The 16483-nt window shown below is 60.6% G+C and carries 13 protein-coding genes; 7 read left to right on the forward strand and 6 right to left on the reverse strand.

The window, feature by feature from the left end; genetic code table 11:
- Positions 1–64 precede the first annotated feature (64 nt).
- The 4 genes from sucC to CRP40_RS03175 all read left to right on the forward strand — a co-directional run bounded on the left by sucC (position 65) and on the right by CRP40_RS03175 (position 4821).
- A complete protein-coding gene (sucC, locus tag CRP40_RS03160) occupies positions 65–1231 on the forward strand; it encodes an ADP-forming succinate--CoA ligase subunit beta (protein WP_023533614.1) in 1167 nt (388 codons plus the stop codon).
- A complete protein-coding gene (sucD, locus tag CRP40_RS03165; protein ID WP_004376004.1) occupies positions 1231–2115 on the forward strand; it encodes a succinate--CoA ligase subunit alpha in 885 nt (294 codons plus the stop codon). The genes sucC and sucD overlap by 1 nt, the downstream gene beginning before the upstream one ends.
- A gap of 406 nt (positions 2116–2521) precedes the next feature.
- Entirely contained in the window at positions 2522–3835 is a 1314-nt protein-coding gene (gene brnQ / locus CRP40_RS03170) for a branched-chain amino acid transport system II carrier protein (protein ID WP_027916293.1), read from the forward strand.
- Positions 3836–4071: 236 nt separating this feature from the next.
- Entirely contained in the window at positions 4072–4821 is a 750-nt protein-coding gene (locus tag CRP40_RS03175; RefSeq protein ID WP_027916292.1) for a DUF599 family protein, read from the forward strand.
- A 66-nt stretch (positions 4822–4887) separates the two neighbouring features.
- Here CRP40_RS03175 and CRP40_RS03180 read toward each other — a convergent pair whose 3' ends face one another.
- On the reverse strand, positions 4888–5163 hold the full coding sequence (locus CRP40_RS03180) for a hypothetical protein (protein WP_027916291.1): 276 nt from the start codon (positions 5161–5163) through the stop codon (positions 4888–4890).
- Positions 5164–5594: 431 nt separating this feature from the next.
- Between CRP40_RS03180 and htpG the strand changes: the two genes are divergently transcribed.
- From htpG to CRP40_RS03195, 3 genes are all read left to right on the forward strand, one after another.
- Entirely contained in the window at positions 5595–7499 is a 1905-nt protein-coding gene (htpG, locus tag CRP40_RS03185) for a molecular chaperone HtpG (RefSeq protein WP_027916290.1), read from the forward strand.
- A 64-nt stretch (positions 7500–7563) separates the two neighbouring features.
- Positions 7564–8289, forward strand: a complete 726-nt coding sequence (locus CRP40_RS03190) for a dienelactone hydrolase family protein (RefSeq protein ID WP_027916289.1) — start codon at positions 7564–7566, stop codon at positions 8287–8289.
- A gap of 109 nt (positions 8290–8398) precedes the next feature.
- On the forward strand, positions 8399–9403 hold the full coding sequence (locus CRP40_RS03195; RefSeq protein ID WP_027916288.1) for an amidohydrolase family protein: 1005 nt from the start codon (positions 8399–8401) through the stop codon (positions 9401–9403).
- Between the two features lie 96 nt (positions 9404–9499).
- On the opposite strand, the gene fabB is transcribed toward CRP40_RS03195, so the two are convergent.
- From fabB to CRP40_RS03220, 5 genes are all read right to left on the reverse strand, one after another.
- Entirely contained in the window at positions 9500–10720 is a 1221-nt protein-coding gene (gene fabB, locus CRP40_RS03200; RefSeq protein WP_027916287.1) for a beta-ketoacyl-ACP synthase I, read from the reverse strand.
- Between the two features lie 11 nt (positions 10721–10731).
- A complete protein-coding gene (gene fabA / locus CRP40_RS03205) occupies positions 10732–11247 on the reverse strand; it encodes a 3-hydroxyacyl-[acyl-carrier-protein] dehydratase FabA (protein WP_023533607.1) in 516 nt (171 codons plus the stop codon).
- 207 nt (positions 11248–11454) lie between these two features.
- Positions 11455–13386, reverse strand: a complete 1932-nt coding sequence (locus tag CRP40_RS03210; protein ID WP_027916286.1) for an ATP-binding protein — start codon at positions 13384–13386, stop codon at positions 11455–11457.
- Positions 13383–14273, reverse strand: coding sequence for an ABC transporter substrate-binding protein (locus CRP40_RS03215; RefSeq protein WP_027916285.1), 891 nt, complete (start codon positions 14271–14273; stop codon positions 13383–13385). Before CRP40_RS03215 ends, CRP40_RS03210 begins: the two co-directional genes overlap by 4 nt.
- Entirely contained in the window at positions 14273–16387 is a 2115-nt protein-coding gene (locus CRP40_RS03220) for a TonB-dependent receptor (RefSeq protein ID WP_027916284.1), read from the reverse strand. Before CRP40_RS03220 ends, CRP40_RS03215 begins: the two co-directional genes overlap by 1 nt.
- Positions 16388–16483 lie beyond the last annotated feature (96 nt).

Consider the following 16483-nt stretch of genomic DNA (forward strand, 5'->3'; position numbering starts at 1 on the left):
GGTGGTGCGGCGCCAGTGATGGCGCAGCGCCGAAGCGCAGTACCTAACGAAGACGGTAAAAAGCATGAATCTTCACGAGTATCAGGGTAAGCAGCTGTTCGCTGAGTACGGCCTGCCAGTTTCCAAGGGTTTCGCGGTCGACACCCCTGAAGAAGCGGCAGAAGCCTGCGACAAGATCGGCGGGAACGAGTGGGTCGTCAAAGCCCAGGTTCACGCTGGCGGTCGCGGTAAAGCGGGCGGCGTCAAGCTGGTTCGCAGCAAGGAAGACGCCAAGGCGTTCGCTGCACAGTGGTTGGGCAAGAATCTGGTCACCTACCAGACCGATGCCAACGGTCAGCCCGTCTCCAAGATTCTGGTCGAATCCTGCACCGACATCGCCAAAGAGCTGTACCTGGGCGCTGTGGTCGATCGTTCGAGCCGCCGCATCGTGTTCATGGCCTCCACCGAAGGTGGTGTGGACATCGAGAAAGTCGCGCACGACACGCCTGAAAAAATCCTCAAGGCCACTATCGATCCACTGGTCGGCGCTCAGCCGTTCCAAGGTCGTGAGCTGGCGTTCCAGCTGGGTCTGGAAGGCAAGCAAGTTCAACAGTTCGCCAAGATCTTCGTGGGCTTGGCCAAGCTGTTCAAGGATCACGACCTGGCCCTGCTGGAAGTGAACCCGCTGGTGATCAAGGCCGACGGCGACCTGCACTGCCTCGATGCCAAGATCAACATCGATGCCAACGCCATGTACCGTCAGCCGAAGCTGAAAACCTTCCACGACCCGTCCCAGGACGATGCCCGTGAAGCCCACGCTGCCAAGTTCGAACTGAACTACGTTGCCCTGGAAGGCAACATCGGCTGCATGGTCAACGGTGCTGGCCTGGCCATGGGTACCATGGACATCGTCAACCTGCATGGCGGCAAGCCAGCCAACTTCCTCGACGTGGGCGGCGGTGCTACCAAGGAGCGCGTTACCGAAGCGTTCAAGATCATTCTGTCCGACAGCAATGTCGCGGCCGTTCTGGTCAACATCTTCGGCGGCATCGTTCGCTGCGACATGATTGCCGAAGGCATCATCGGTGCGGTGAAGGAAGTCGGCGTCAAGGTTCCGGTCGTCGTTCGCCTTGAAGGCAACAATGCCGAACTGGGCGCTAAAGTACTGGCAGAAAGCGGTTTGAACATCATTGCTGCAACCAGCCTGACCGACGCTGCTCAACAAGTTGTCAAAGCTGCGGAGGGCAAGTAATGAGCGTCCTGATCAATAAAGACACCAAAGTCATCTGCCAGGGCTTCACCGGCTCGCAAGGTACTTTCCACTCCGAACAAGCCATCGCCTACGGCACCAAGATGGTCGGTGGCGTCACCCCAGGCAAGGGTGGCACCACCCACCTGGGCCTGCCGGTGTTCAACACCGTCAAGGAAGCCGTCGAGGCGACCGGCGCCGATGCTTCGGTCATCTACGTACCAGCGCCATTCTGCAAGGACTCCATCCTTGAAGCGGCGTTCGGCGGCATCAAGCTGATCGTGTGCATCACCGAAGGCATCCCGACCCTGGACATGCTGGACGCCAAGGTCAAGTGCGACGAGCTGGGCGTGACCCTGATCGGCCCTAACTGCCCAGGCGTCATCACGCCAGGCGAATGCAAGATCGGCATCATGCCTGGCCACATTCACTTGCCAGGCAAGGTCGGTATCGTGTCGCGCTCCGGCACCCTGACCTACGAAGCTGTCAAGCAGACCACCGACGCCGGCTTCGGTCAGTCGACCTGTGTCGGCATCGGCGGTGACCCGATCCCGGGCTCCAACTTCATCGACATCCTGAAGCTGTTCCAGGAAGACCCGAAGACCGAAGCGATCGTCATGATCGGTGAGATCGGCGGTTCGGCTGAAGAAGAGGCCGCAGCCTACATCAAGGCCAACGTCACCAAGCCTGTCGTTTCCTACATCGCCGGTGTTACCGCACCTGCGGGCAAGCGCATGGGCCACGCTGGCGCCATCATTTCCGGCGGCAAGGGCACTGCAGACGAGAAGTTCGCAGCCCTGCAGGACGCAGGTGTCAAAACCGTGCGTTCGCTGGCCGACATCGGCAAGGCCTTGGCCGAGCTGACCGGTTGGGAAGTGAAGAAGTAATACCGCTGCACCCCCCACGCGCACAAAGGCCACCTTCGGGTGGCCTTTGTCGTATCAGGGGGCTGCTTCATCTGACGAAGCTTTGCGCGGCAGGGTAGGGGTAAAGCGATTAGGTTTTTTCGATGGCTGTGATAGGAATTTTCGTACATACGCCGTGTTCAGCCAGCGGATAATACCGATCGTTCCGTTCACGCAGACGACAATGGCGTACGCACATCGGACAACACGCACTGTGCCAGTGCGTTTGAAGGGTAAACCGGTTAATCTACGCGACTATTTTGTGCCCGTGCCCCAAAAGGGAACGACACGCTAAACGGGTCTGGCCTACCAAGCCGGGCAGCATTTCCCTCACCCATGGGGAAATCCCCTCACGAATCCCGATTTCAGCAGTGTGGTACTACCTCAAATGAAAGTTCTTAAAGGCCAGGATATCCTGGCGCTTGGCTTTATGACGTTCGCGCTTTTCGTAGGCGCTGGCAACATCATCTTCCCGCCCATCGTCGGCCTGCAATCCGGCCCGCATGTATGGATGGCTGCGCTGGGCTTTTTGGTCACGGCGGTAGGGCTGCCTGTGATCACCGTGGTCGCCCTGGCCAAGGTAGGCGGCGGCATGGATGCGCTGAGCAGCCCGATTGGCAAGTTCTTCGGTGGCCTGCTGGCAGCCGTTTGCTACCTGTCGGTCGGCCCCTTGTTCGCAACACCGCGTACCGCGACGGTATCGTTCGAAGTGGGTGTGGCGCCGTTGACGGGTGAAAGCCCGCTGGCGTTGTTCATCTACAGCCTGGTCTACTTCATCGTGGTGCTGGCGGTGTCGATGTACCCTGGCAAGCTGCTGGACACCGTGGGTCGGTTCCTGGCACCGCTCAAAATCATCGCGCTGGCCGTGCTTGGCATCGCGGCATTCGCATTGCCAGCGGGCACCATTGGCGAGGCGCAGCCTGCCTATGCTGCTGCTGCGTTCTCCAAGGGCTTCTCCGACGGCTACCTGACCATGGATACGCTCGGGGCGCTGGTATTTGGCATCGTCATCGTCAACGCCATCCGCTCGCGCGGCGTTGAGTCGCCCAAGTTGATCACCCGCTATGCCATCATTGCCGGGCTGATTGCCGGTGTTGGTCTGGCGCTGGTGTACATCAGCCTGTTCCGCCTGGGCGCCGGTAGTCACGAAATCGCGGCAGGGGCCAGCAACGGTGCGGCCGTGCTGCACGCCTATGTGCAACATACCTTCGGCTCGCTAGGCAGCGGCTTCCTGGCCGTGTTGATCGCGCTGGCCTGCCTGGTGACTGCCGTGGGCCTGACCTGCGCGTGTGCCGAGTACTTCAGCCAGATCCTGCCGTTGTCCTACCGCGCACTGGTCGTGATCCTGGCGGGCTTCTCGCTTCTGGTGTCCAACCTGGGGCTTACCAAGCTGATCATGTTCTCGATCCCTGTGCTTACCGCCATCTACCCGCCGTGCATCGTCGTGGTGGGGTTGAGCTTCGTGAACGACCTGTGGAACTCGCCAACGCGCATCCTTGGCCCGGTAATGCTGGTCTCGTTGCTGTTCGGCATGGTCGATGCCGTTAAAGGCAGCAGCATTGCCCACGTGCTCCCGGACTTCATGGCGCACTTGCCGTTGAGCGATCAGGGCCTTGCCTGGCTGGTGCCGTCGGTGGTGACCTTGGTGGGTGCAGTGGTATGCGATCGCATGCTCGGCAAGCCCCGTCAGGCCATGGCATGAGTCGCTAAGCACAAGGTCCGGCATTGGCCACAAGCCATGGGATGCTGGACCCACCGCTTGGCAGCGCAAGCCCCGCATTCGCAAGGATGCGGGGCTTTTGTTCGCATGCACCCTGCCAAACGCCGCAAGCGAACCGCCCTGGAAATTATTCTTCGGAGTTTGCGTGCCTTTTGCGGCTTGCCAGCGTCGAAAGACGGTCTTTATGCTTTCGGCACATGGCACCTACGGATCTCTGCATGAACTTCATCCTGAGTAATCTCAATAACCTCATAGCGGCATGCTGGTTCGTGCTGTGCTGGGGCGGTTATACGCGCTATGCCATCTGGAAGGGGCGGGACACTGCATGCCTGGCCAGCGTGCTGCATTTGTATCGCGAGGACTGGATGCGCAGGATGCTGCTGCGTGACAACCGCATTGCCGATGCCAGCGTGATCGGCAACCTGGAACGCAACGCCTCGTTTTTTGCCTCCAGCACCCTGATCATTCTCGCCGGTATCCTGACGGTGCTGGGAGCTTCCGACCGCGCGTTGTCGTTGCTGGCCGACCTGCCGTTGGTACAGCAGGCCTCCCAAGGGATATCGGAGATCAAGTTGCTGTGCCTGGCCACGGTGTTCGTGTATGCCTTCTTCACGTTCAGCTGGTGCATGCGTCAATACAACTTCGCTGCTGTCTTGGTGGGCTCGGCGCCCATGATCGGCGAGCGCCAGGTCAGCGAACTAGAACGCAAGGCCTTTGCCTTGAGGGCGGCCAGGGTGTTGTCGTTGGCTGCCAACCAATTCAACTTCGGGCTGCGCGCCTATTACTTCGGCATGGCCATGTTGAGCTGGTTTATCAACCCTTGGTTGTTCATGGCGGTAAGTGTAGGGGTTGTGCTGATTCTTTATCGCCGCGAGTTCCACTCGGACGTGCTTGACGTCATGGTATTCACCCCCACCGAAAGTTCGACAGGTGAGGTGCATGCCTCCCAGTCCACTGTGCCTAACTGAAACGATTAGTCCATGAATGACAGGCATAAAAAAACCCGACATTGTCGGGTTTTTTGATCGGTTCGATTACTGCTTGGCAGGATCGGCCGGAGTCGTGGTGGTTGCTGGAGTGGCTGGGGAAGCCTCTTCGGCAGCCTTACGATTGGCTTCGGCCTGGTCTTGGGCAGCTTCGGCGTTTTCCTTGGCAGCGTCGTTCATCTTGTCCTGTGCGTCACCCATCTTCTCCTGGGCTTCTTCACGGTGTTCTTGTGCGTCCTGGGCTTTGTCTTCGCTCGCTTTATCGCAAGCAGCCAGGCCCATGGCAGCAGCCAGCATCAGAGCAAAAGCAAATGGTTTACGCATGAGGGTGTCTCTCCTTGGTGGAATAAGTTGACTTGATGCTTCGAGTCGGGGCCTGCTGGATTAGTTCCACCGTCAGTACACAGATATTAAATATCTTGAAACTGAACTTCCGGCCCTGGCGAGTGTTTCGCACTAATGTGGGTTATCCGTTGCGGGCAACTGCCACTTAGCCGGTATCACAATGTACGCGAGGTACGAACATGCATGGCTCTTTGCTGGTCTGTATCGACGCCCGTCCTAACCCGGAAACGTTACACCGCCCGCGGCAAGCAGGGCGGCACAGCGGCTCGCCATGACCCGCTCGGATTTGAAGATCGAACCATGCAGGCCCTTGAAATCGATTTGGCAGCCCCCATCTGCATGACATCCGCCGCCAACGCAGCCATTGCGCCGCTTGGCGACCACTGTCATCTGATCGGAGTTTGAAGAACATGAGCGTGGAGACTCAAAAAGAAACGCTGGGCTTCCAGACCGAGGTAAAGCAACTGCTGCACCTCATGATCCATTCCTTGTACTCGAACAAGGAGATCTTCCTGCGCGAACTGATCTCCAACGCCTCCGACGCCTCCGATAAGCTGCGCTTCGAGGCGCTGGCTAAGCCTGAACTGCTCGAAGGCGATGCCGACCTGAAGATTCGCCTGAGCTTCGACAAGGAGGCCGGTACGGTCACCCTCGAGGATAACGGCATCGGTATGACCCGCGATGACGTCATCGCTCACTTGGGCACCATTGCCAAATCCGGCACTGCCGACTTCATGAAGAACCTCACCGGCGATCAGAAGAAAGACTCGCACCTGATCGGTCAGTTCGGCGTGGGCTTCTACTCGGCATTCATCGTGGCCGATCAGGTCGATGTCTACAGCCGTCGTGCAGGCCAGCCTGCCAGCGAAGGCGTGCACTGGTCGTCCAAGGGCGAGGGCGAGTTCGAAGTTGCGACCGTCGACAAGCCTGAGCGCGGTACCCGCATTGTCCTGCACCTGAAAAAAGACGAGCTGGAATTCGCCGATGGCTGGCGCCTGCGCAACGTGGTCAAAAAGTATTCCGATCACATTGCCCTGCCAATCCAGTTGCCCAAGGAGCAGGCAGCCGCCGAAGGCGAAGAGCAGCCAGCCGAAGAGTGGGAAACCGTCAACCGTGCAAGCGCCCTGTGGACCCGTCCGCGTACCGAGATCAAGGACGAGGAATACCAGGAGTTCTACAAGCACATCGGCCATGACTTCGAAAACCCGCTGGCCTGGAGCCATAACAAGGTCGAAGGCAAGCTCGAATACAACTCGCTGCTGTACGTGCCTGCCCGTGCACCGTTCGACCTGTACCAGCGCGAAGCCCCGCGCGGCTTGAAGCTGTACGTGCAGCGCGTGTTCATCATGGATCAGGCCGAGTCGTTCCTGCCGCTTTACCTGCGCTTCATCAAGGGTGTCGTGGACTCCAACGACCTGTCGCTGAACGTGTCGCGGGAAATCCTGCAGAAAGACCCGATCATCGATTCGATGAAGACCGCGTTGACCAAGCGCGTGCTGGACATGCTCGAAAAACTGTCCAAGAACGAACCCGAGCAGTACAAGAGTTTCTGGAAAAACTTCGGTCAGGTATTGAAAGAGGGCCCGGCCGAAGACTTTGCCAACAAGGAAAAGATCGCTAGCCTGTTGCGCTTCGCGTCCACCCAGGACGAAAGCGGCGAGCAGAGTGTGTCGCTGGCTGACTACCTGGCCCGCGCCAAGGAAGGGCAGGACAAGATCTACTACCTCACCGGCGAGTCCTACGCGCAGGTCAAGAACAGCCCGCACCTCGAAGTCTTCCGCAAGAAAGGCATCGAAGTGTTGCTGCTGACCGACCGCATCGACGAGTGGCTGATGAGCTACCTGAACGAATTTGACGGCAAGGCGTTCGTGGATGTGGCCCGTGGCGATCTGGACCTGGGCAAACTTGATACCGAAGAGGACAAGAAGGCCCAGGAAGAAGTCGCCAAGGATAAGGAAGGCTTGGTCGAGCGCCTGAAAACCGCACTGGGCGAAAACGTCGCCGAAGTGCGTGTCTCCCATCGCCTGACTGATTCGCCAGCCATCCTGGCCATCGGCGAGCAGGACCTGGGGTTGCAGATGCGCCAGATTCTGGAAGCCAGCGGTCAGAAAGTGCCCGATTCCAAGCCTATCTTCGAGTTCAACCCAACCCACCCGCTGATCGAGAAGCTCGATCACGAACAGAGTGAGGACCGCTTCGCCGAGCTGTCGCACATCCTGTTCGACCAGGCCGCGCTGGCAGCCGGTGATAGCCTGAAGGATCCCGCAGCCTATGTGCGGCGCCTGAACAAGCTGTTGGTCGAGTTGTCTGCTTGAATTGACGTATGGCTAAAGCCCGCTTCGGCGGGCTTTTTTCATGGTGCAGCCTGAGGAGTACAGCATGAGTAAGGTAGTCGTCGAATCTTTGATCCACCACCTGTCCGGCAAGACCTTCGAAAGCCGTTTGGCCTATGAGCCCGGCGCCCTGGGTCGACCTGGCCTGGTGATGGCGCCCAACTGGATGGGCGTGACCGAAGGGGCCGAGCGCATCGCCAAGGAGGTGGCAGCGCAAGGTTATGTGGTGCTGCTCGTCGATCTCTATGGGCAGACCGTTCGCCCGGCGAATGCCGATGAAGCGGGCGCAGCAATGATGCCGCTCAAAAACGACCGCGGCGAGTTGCGCAGGCGCATGGAAGGTGCCCTTGCCCAGTTGCTCGGTCAGTCCAAGGCGCCACTGAGCCCAGGCAAGGTGGCTACCTTCGGGTTCTGCTTTGGGGGCTGCTGCGCGCTCGAATTGGCGCGTGCGGGGGCTGATCTTCGTGCAGCGATCTCCTTCCATGGCACGCTGGACACGCCTGACCCCGAGGATGCCAAACGCATCAAGGGCTCGGTCCTGGTGCTGCATGGCGCATCCGATCCCTTGGTGCCCAAAGAGCAGCTACCGGCATTCGAAGACGAAATGAACGCCGCCAAGGTCGATTGGCAACTGGTGAGCTATGGTGGGGCGGTGCATTCGTTCACCGACCCGGATGCCAACGTGCCCGGCAAGACGCAGTATGACCGGCGCACGTCCGAGCGCGCCTTCCGCGCGATGCACAACCTGCTGGCCGAGGTATTCCAGCGCTAGCGCGCAGGTGGCCGCAGCGATTGCCAGCCCTGCTTTGATGGCAAGGCTGGCGAACCGCACGCTGCGCGTGCAGGTCTAGTAGGTTTGCCCCCTTACAAGGAAGCCCACCATGATCGCCAGAGCACTGGCCTGCGTAGCGTTGACCGCCTGGCTGGGGCCAGGGGCCGAGGCCCGTGAATACCGTTACAGCGATGCTCACCTGCATTACGTGGATTTCTTCCAGGAATCCGAAGGTATGCCGGCGCTGCTCAAGGCCATGGACGCTGCAGGCATCGATCAGTCGATGATTTCGGGCATTCCCGTTGCCAAGAAATGGCATGAAGACGAGCCCAAGCGTCCCCGCTATTACGCCGGCGACGATGCGGACGCCTATTGGTACAGCGCCACCGATACCTATGTAGCAGCGGCACTGCAGCCATTGTCGGACGAACAACGCAAGCGATTCCATCCCTTCCTGACCGGCTTCAATCCAGTCGACAAGAATGCCGTGAGCCATATCGAACGCATGCTCGACCTTTACCCAGACCTCTGGCAGGGTATTGGCGAGGTATTCACCCGTCACGATGACCTGACGGCGTTGACCAGCGGCGAAACTCCGCGTGCCAACAACGAAGCCATGACACGGGTCTATCACCTGGCCGCCGAGCGCGACCTGCCGGTGCTGTTGCATTCCAACATCACTTCCAAGCGCGAGCGTAACCCGTTGTACCTGGCCGAGATCGAAGAGCCCCTGCGCAATCATCCGCATACGCGTTTCATCTGGGCACACGCCGGCAGCAGCATGGAAATTCACCGGCATCAGACACAGATGGATTTTCTACTGCCGGTGCTGACGCGATTACTCGAGGACTACCCGAACCTGTACGTGGACCTGTCGTGGAGTGTGCTCAAGCCCTACCTGCTCGATGAACAGGACGTCCCACGCAAAGCCTGGCTGGCGCTCGTTGAACGCTACCCAACGCGGTTCATGCTGGGCTCGGATGTGGTCGGCCGCTTCGATAGCCTGGGAGAGGAGATGGACAGTTTCAGGCCATTTCTGGATGCCTTGCCCGAGGATGTAGCCAGACGCGTGGCCAAGGACAACTTTCTGGCTGTGCTGCCCAAGGGTAAATGACAGCGTAGGTCGCGTCGGGCCCAACGGATCTGTTTTCCAGCGTAAATGAAAACGCCCCGAACCAGTCGGGGCGTTCTCTATTGGCGCGTCAGCGAATCACTTGCCTTCCCAGCGCTTGAGCACCAGGGTGGCATTGGTGCCGCCGAAACCGAAGCTGTTGCTCATGACCGTATCGATCTTGGCATTTTCTTCGGTCTTGCGCAGGATCGGCAGGTCAGCGACCGCCGGGTCCAGTTCGTCGATGTTGGCCGAGCCAGCGATGAAGTTGTTTTCCATCATCAGCAAGCAGTAGATCGCCTCGTGTACACCGGCAGCCCCCAGCGAGTGGCCGGACAGGCTCTTGGTTGAGCTGATCTTCGGTGCATTTTCGCCGAACACTTCGCGCACACCCTTCATTTCGGCAACGTCGCCCACTGGGGTAGAGGTGCCGTGGGTGTTCAGGTAGTCGATCGGCGTGTCGACGGTCGACAGCGCCTGCTGCATGCAGCGGATGGCGCCTTCGCCGCTTGGGGCGACCATGTCGTAGCCGTCGGAGGTGGCGCCATAGCCGATGATCTCGGCGTAGATCTTGGCGCCACGGGCCAGAGCGTGTTCCAGCTCTTCGACCACCACCATGCCACCGCCGCCGGCGATGACGAAGCCATCACGGTCCGCGTCATAGGCACGCGAGGCCAGTTCCGGGGTTTCGTTGCGCTTGGTCGACAGGGCGCCCATGGCATCGAACAGGAACGACTGGCTCCAGTGCTCTTCTTCACCGCCGCCGGCGAACACGATGTCCTGCTTGCCCCACTGGATCTGCTCCAGTGCGGTGCCGATGCAGTGAGCCGATGTAGCGCAGGCGGAAGAGATCGAGTAGTTGATGCCCTTGATCTTGAACGGCGTCGCCAGGCACGCCGAAACGGTGCTGCCCATGGTGCGAGTGACCCGGTAAGGGCCTACACGCTTGACGCCTTTTTCGCGCAGAGTATCCAGCGCTTCCATCTGGTTCAGGGTCGATGCACCGCCGGAGCCGGCCACCAGGCCGGTACGTGGGCTGGAGACCTGCTCATCGGTCAGGCCCGAGTCCTTGATGGCGTCCTGCATCGCCAGGTAGGCGTAGGCAGCCGCATGCCCGACGAAACGGAAGACCTTGCGGTCGATCAGCTCTTCGAGGTTGAGGTCGATGGAGCCGGAAACCTGGCTACGCAGCCCCATTTCCTTGTATTCCGGGTTGTAACGGATACCCGGACGGCTGTTGCGCAGGTTTTCGGTGACGGTAGCTTTGTCATTGCCCAGGCACGACACGATGCCCAGACCAGTGATAACGACGCGGCGCATGCGAATAACCCTTAGAAGTTGTCAGTGGAGGTGAACACGCCGACCCGCAGGCCTTCGGCGGTGTAGATCTCGCGGCCGTCGACGCTGACCGAACCATCGGCGATGGCCATGTTCAGCTTGCCTTTGAGCACGCGCTTGATGTGAATGTTGTAGGTGACGTTCTTGGCGGTAGGCAGCACCTGGCCGAAGAACTTCACTTCACCGGAGCCCAGTGCACGACCGCGGCCCGGCAGGCCTTGCCAGCCCAGGAAAAAGCCGACCAGCTGCCACATGGCATCGAGGCCCAGGCAGCCTGGCATCACTGGGTCGCCTTCGAAATGGCAGGCAAAAAACCAAAGATCAGGATTGATGTCCAGCTCGGCGACCAATTCACCTTTGCCGTACTTGCCGCCTTCTTCACTGATGTGGGTGATGCGATCGACCATCAGCATGTTCGGCGCGGGCAGTTGCGCATTACCTGGGCCGAACAGCTCACCGCGACTGCAGCGCAGCAGGTCTTCCCGAGTAAAGGCGTGTTGTTTGGTCATGCGAGCTCCTCAATAACCCCCTGCGGCAGGGGATGAATCTTCCCGGCCAGCCCGTCACGCATCGCGAACGGGGCGGCAGCCTACAGGTAGACTATTGCGTTGTAGTGAAAGTCACAGCGCACCTGTCGAAAGAAGTACAGGTGTGCACTGAAACGTCTATTTTCAGGTCCGAAAGGAGTCCTGTCCAGTGTTTAAGACTGCCGCACTTTAGCATTTATCGCCAGTCGCGGTTGCCTGTCCTGGCAGCCAGCGCACCAGCACCTGCTGCAATTCACTGCGGCGCAGGGGTTTGCTCAGATAGTCATCCATTCCTGCGGCAAGGCATCGTTCGCGATCACCCTGCAATGCATTGGCAGTCAGGGCGATGATCGGTACGTGTGCACCGTGGGTCAGCAGGCGCATCTGGCGCGTGGCCTCGTAACCATCCATGTAGGGCAGGCCACAGTCCATGAAAACGGCGGCGAAACGTTGCAGCCTGACCAGCTCCACGGCCTGCTGGCCGTCGTCGGCCGTGCTCACCTCAACGCCCAGGCTGCACAACATGGCCTCGGTGACGCTCTGGTTGACAGCATTGTCTTCGACCAGCAGTACCCTGGTGGGTTCGGTCCAGGCAAGCTGGCCGGGCGGCGCAGCGCGGCGGATCTGGCGCGCCGATGCTGGCAGTGCCAGTGGCATCTCCAGCGTGAAGGTCGAGCCATGGCCTTCAAGGCTCTGACCGTGCAGGTGCCCGCCCATGCGCTCGGCCAGGGTGCGCGCGATGGACAGGCCCAGGCCGGTGCCGCCGTAGCGGCGAGAAATCGAGCTGTCGGCCTGCTGGAAAGCGACGAACATCATCTCCAGACGATCATTGTCAATGCCGATGCCCGTGTCCTGCACGCTGCATGTCAGCCAGATGCGCTGCTCATCCATCAACTGCCAACGGGCTTCGACCCGCACCTGCCCCTGCTCGGTGAACTTCAGGGCATTACCGATCAGGTTCAGGAGAATCTGCCGGATCCGGGTAGGATCGCCGTTCACCTGCAACTGGGCGGTGTCCTCGGCCAGGCTCAAGTCGAGCGCCAGACCTTGTTGCTGTGCAGCATGCTGGAACGACTGGACGCAGTGGGTGATGAGCTCGCCGAGGTTGAAATCGATGTGTTCGAGCTGCAAGGCCGCCCGTTCGATCCGCGAAAAATCGAGGATGTCATTGATGACCCGCAGCAGATGCCCCGTCGACTCGCTCGCCACCGCGGTGTAGTCGGCCTGCTCGCTGCTCATCGAGGTGGTTTCGAGCAATTGCAGCATGCCCAATACGCCGTTTAGCGGTGTGCGCAGCTCGTGGCTCATCATGGCCAGGAAATCAGACTTGGCGCGGTTGGCCTGCTCGGCTTCCTCACGTGCCTGGATCAGCTCGGCGATGGCTTTTTTCTGCTCGGTGCTGGCCTGCTCGAGCGCATGCGCCAGGTTATTGATGTGCCGGGCCAGATGCCCTAGCTCGCTGTCGTCCACCACCGGAACCGGCGTGTCGTAGTGACCCTGCTGGATGGCCTTGACGGCATGGCCCATGTCGCTGATGGGCTTGGCCAGGCTCATGGCCAGACGGCGAGCCAGCAAAAATGTGAACAGCAGTGCGAACAACGCCAGCACTGCGGCCTTGATCACGATCTCCTGCTGACGCTGGCTGAACGCATCGTCCGACATGCCGACGATGACCCGGCCCAGGTAGTCATCGCCGATGGCCGGGGCAGCCGCCAGGCCTTCCTGCAAAAAGTCGCTTTCGAGTCGTATCTGCTGCAGACGAATCGGCGCTTGAAACACTTCCACCTGCTGGGCACGGTTGGTGCTTTCGTCAGACTGCTCGACGTACACCAGAATGTGATTGCGACTGTCCTGTACCTCCAGGAACCGCACGTGGGGAATGCTCAGCGTGGCGCGCATCAGGCCTTCAAGCACTTCGTTGTTGCCTGAGATGACCCCGTATTCGGACGCGGGCGCGAGCTGGTTGGCGATCAATTGGCCGGTGTGGTTGAGCTCCTGACGCAAATCCTGGATGCGCACGAACGTGAAGAAGCTGATCAATAGCAGCGTCAGCAGCAGCGCCGGGCCTAGGCTGATGATCTGCGTGCGCGTATGAATGTCCCAGTTCAGGCCCTTGGTCATGGGGTGCGCTCTCCATCAGCCAAGGCTTGGGCGGCGGTGTCGGGATCAATGGGCTCCAGGCCCAGCGCCCGTGCCACCTGCTGATTGCCGCTGACCCCGAAATGGGCTGGGTAGAGGCTGCGGGGCCAGCGCGCAGGTGATTGCCCGAGCAGGCTGTCGAGCACGCTTAACCAATCTTGCTGATCGCTGTAGGTGCTGGCCAGCGCGCCGGCACGGACGAATCCGGCATTGGGGCCAATCAGGGCCATTTGACGGCCGTAACTGCTGAGCAACAGGTTTTTCGCTGTCTTGGAATTGTACAGGTCCGGATCATCAAGCCCGAGCAGCACGTCACTGCTGCCCAGCAGGTGTTGCAGGGGGCGGCTGTCACGTGGGTCGGGCCAAGCCTGTGCCACGATCTCGAGGCCAAGCGGTTGCGCGGCACGGCGCAGATCATCAAGCAAAAACCCACTGTGTTCACCGTAGAGCACCCCGATGCGCCTGGCTTGCGGCAACAGGTAGCGGGTCAGGCGCAATTGCCGATCCAGTGGCGGGTCGCTCCACAACAAGGTGAGAAACCCGGGGCGTGACTTTCCCAGGCGCTGTTCCACCTGCACCCGGCTGACCCTCATGGCCAGTGCCGGTGGGCCGGCGGTTTGCGACAGGCGCCACTGTAATGCCTCGTCGTCCAGCAACACCAGGCGCAGGTCCAGGTCGAGCCGGCTCGGCGCAGGCAGCTCGCTGGCAGCCTGAAAATGCACGTGGTCGTTGGGGCGTCGACTTTCCAGGGCAGCGATGAAGCTGCGGATGCCGGGCTGGTCCTGGGCGCCGACCAGCAGGATCTCGCTGGCGGACAACTGCCCCAATGGCCACAGCCATAGCACCAACAGGCGCAGCAAGCGAACCATCAGAACTCCAGCTCCGCGCTCAGGCTCAGCCGCTGCCGGCTGTCATAGCGGTTCTGCACGGCGGTGGTGGGCTCATCATCCAGGCGTTGCTGCCACAGGGCTGCCAGTTCCAGATTGCTCCCGTACACGCGCCAGCGCTTGGCCACGCGCAGGTCCAGGCGCTCGTAGCGGTACTGATTGAGGGCATCGTCACCGTAGTAGAAAGCGCCACTGGACCAGCCGTGGCCCCAGTCCCTCATCCAGCCGGCAGAGCCGCTGTTGCTGGCGCTGAGGTTGCGGTCGGCAGGATTGCTGGCCCAGGCGTCGACATGGGCGAAGGTCAAGCGCAGCCGGTCGCGCAGGGTAGGGCGCCAATCGAACTGGGCCTCGCTGCCGCTGAAGCGCGCCCGGTTCGCATTGCTGGCAATGTACTGGTTGTTCTTGAGCGGCTCGCTGATCATGCCAGTGATTTCGTCGTAGAACACCTTCAGGTCCATGCTCAGGTCCAGGTCGCTGAAATAACCGTTGTAGCCCAGCTCACGCGAGCGCATGTGCTCCTGCTCCAGGTCACCAGGGCCGCGGGTCTTGACGAAGTATTCGCCATGCTGCTGGCCAAAGGCGTAGGGCATCAGGTTCTTGACGGTGTAGCTCCAGTTGACGTTGTTTTCGAACATGTCAGGCGACCGTACCGCCTCGGAATAGACGGCGCGCAGGCCATGGCGCGGGGTGATCAGGTAATTGACCGCCAACCGTGGGGTAAGCGAGCTGCCAGAGAGCCGCGAATCCTCGAACATGGCGCCGCCCTGCACGATCCAGTGCTCGTCGGCTCGCCATTCCAGTTGCCCGAAAAGCCGCCAGGTCTGGTCGTCGACGCTGCCATTGAAGTAGGTCTGCGAGTCGGCACGATCATAGCGATAGTTCATGCCGCTGAGCAGGCGCAGGCTGTCGGTCAGGCTGTAGGTGTCCTGTATTTCCAGGTCATAGCGGGTTTCGCGCGTGCTCTGGTCGACATCGCCGCACACCACGTCACTGCCGCCCTGACTGTTCCACTGTGCCTTGATCGCATCGACCAGGGCCTGCTCCTGGGGGTTGCTGCTAGGTGGCGGGTTGTTCGCGCCACGGGCTACCCGCTCGGCGTAATTGGGGTTCATCTGCCAGAGGCGGGTGAGTTCGGGGCTGAAGGACAGCGCCGCGTCGCAGGCTCGCCACACCTGCTGGCGGTCGAAATGCTGCGCCGAGCCCTGGACATACAGGCTGTGTTCAGCGGCAAAGTCGATGTTCCAACGCACCGAGCCTGCATAGTCCATGGCCTTGACGTCGGCATCCTTGCCGCGCTGGGTCACGAACGGGAATACCGGCTGGTAGGTATAAGGCCGCTGGTTGGTGCCTTCCTTGGCGGCCAGTTGCCATTCCAGTGTCTGGTCCACCGTCAGGGTATGGCTGGCGCTCAGGTTCAAACGTGTGGCGCGGCGGCTGTCACGGTAGTCCTGGCCGAACTGGTCATGGTCGAACCCGTCATCCTGCTGGCCCGACAGCGATAGACGCATATCGCCGTTGTCCCAGCCAAAGCCCTGGCTGGCATAGAAGTCGTCGATGCCGTTCTGCCCGCGTGTGACTTTCAGACGCGTGCCGTGGCTGTCGGCAGGATTGCGAGTGAGAATGTTCACCACGGCCATCAGGGCATTGGCGCCATAGCTGACCGTGTTCGGCCCCCTGAACACCTCGATCCGGTCGATGTCCTCCAGCGCCAGCGGGATATCGCTCCAGTCCACCGTCGCCAGCCCTGCCCGGTACACCGAGCGGCCGTCGATCAGCACCTGCATGCGACGTGCTTCGTTGACGTTGCTGCCGTGGTAATTGACGGTCGGTTGATTGCCCGCCCCGTAGCCCACCATCATGCCCGGCACGAGCCTCAGCAGTTCGGGAATGTCACGCGCGCCGCTGGCCCGGATCAACGCGCTGTCGAGCACGGTCATGCTCCCTGGCACCGCAGCCGGGGATTGTTTGAGGCGTGTTGCAGTCAAAACCTGTGGCAGGTCACTGTTGTCGATGAACAAGTCATCTGCCAGGGCAGGTGCACCGAGCAGGGCGGTCAACAGCAACAGCCGCGGGTAGGGAGGCGAGCCAGGGAGCACGGAGCGGCCTTGTATCGTGGGTAAACCGGCATGGTAAATGAACTTTGCCGTTTTGCCAGTGATCTGCGGCGGTATTGATGCTCGCCGACCGGTGGG

Origin of the sequence: Pseudomonas sp. URMO17WK12:I9, assembly GCF_900230165.1 — a bacterium.
Classification (GTDB): Bacteria; Pseudomonadota; Gammaproteobacteria; order Pseudomonadales; family Pseudomonadaceae; genus Aquipseudomonas; species Aquipseudomonas fulva.

Excerpts from the sequence above, each read along its gene's own strand:
- sucC (WP_023533614.1), top strand. The coding sequence starts at position 65 with ATGAATCTTCACGAGTATCAGGGTAAGCAGCTGTTCGCTGAGTACGGC.
- sucD (WP_004376004.1), top strand. The coding sequence starts at position 1,231 with ATGAGCGTCCTGATCAATAAAGACACCAAAGTCATCTGCCAGGGCTTC.
- brnQ (WP_027916293.1), top strand. The coding sequence starts at position 2,522 with ATGAAAGTTCTTAAAGGCCAGGATATCCTGGCGCTTGGCTTTATGACG.
- CRP40_RS03175 (WP_027916292.1), top strand. The coding sequence starts at position 4,072 with ATGAACTTCATCCTGAGTAATCTCAATAACCTCATAGCGGCATGCTGG.
- CRP40_RS03180 (WP_027916291.1), bottom strand. The coding sequence starts at position 5,163 with ATGCGTAAACCATTTGCTTTTGCTCTGATGCTGGCTGCTGCCATGGGC.
- htpG (WP_027916290.1), top strand. The coding sequence starts at position 5,595 with ATGAGCGTGGAGACTCAAAAAGAAACGCTGGGCTTCCAGACCGAGGTA.
- CRP40_RS03190 (WP_027916289.1), top strand. The coding sequence starts at position 7,564 with ATGAGTAAGGTAGTCGTCGAATCTTTGATCCACCACCTGTCCGGCAAG.
- CRP40_RS03195 (WP_027916288.1), top strand. The coding sequence starts at position 8,399 with ATGATCGCCAGAGCACTGGCCTGCGTAGCGTTGACCGCCTGGCTGGGG.
- fabB (WP_027916287.1), bottom strand. The coding sequence starts at position 10,720 with ATGCGCCGCGTCGTTATCACTGGTCTGGGCATCGTGTCGTGCCTGGGC.
- fabA (WP_023533607.1), bottom strand. The coding sequence starts at position 11,247 with ATGACCAAACAACACGCCTTTACTCGGGAAGACCTGCTGCGCTGCAGT.
- CRP40_RS03210 (WP_027916286.1), bottom strand. The coding sequence starts at position 13,386 with ATGACCAAGGGCCTGAACTGGGACATTCATACGCGCACGCAGATCATC.
- CRP40_RS03215 (WP_027916285.1), bottom strand. The coding sequence starts at position 14,273 with ATGGTTCGCTTGCTGCGCCTGTTGGTGCTATGGCTGTGGCCATTGGGG.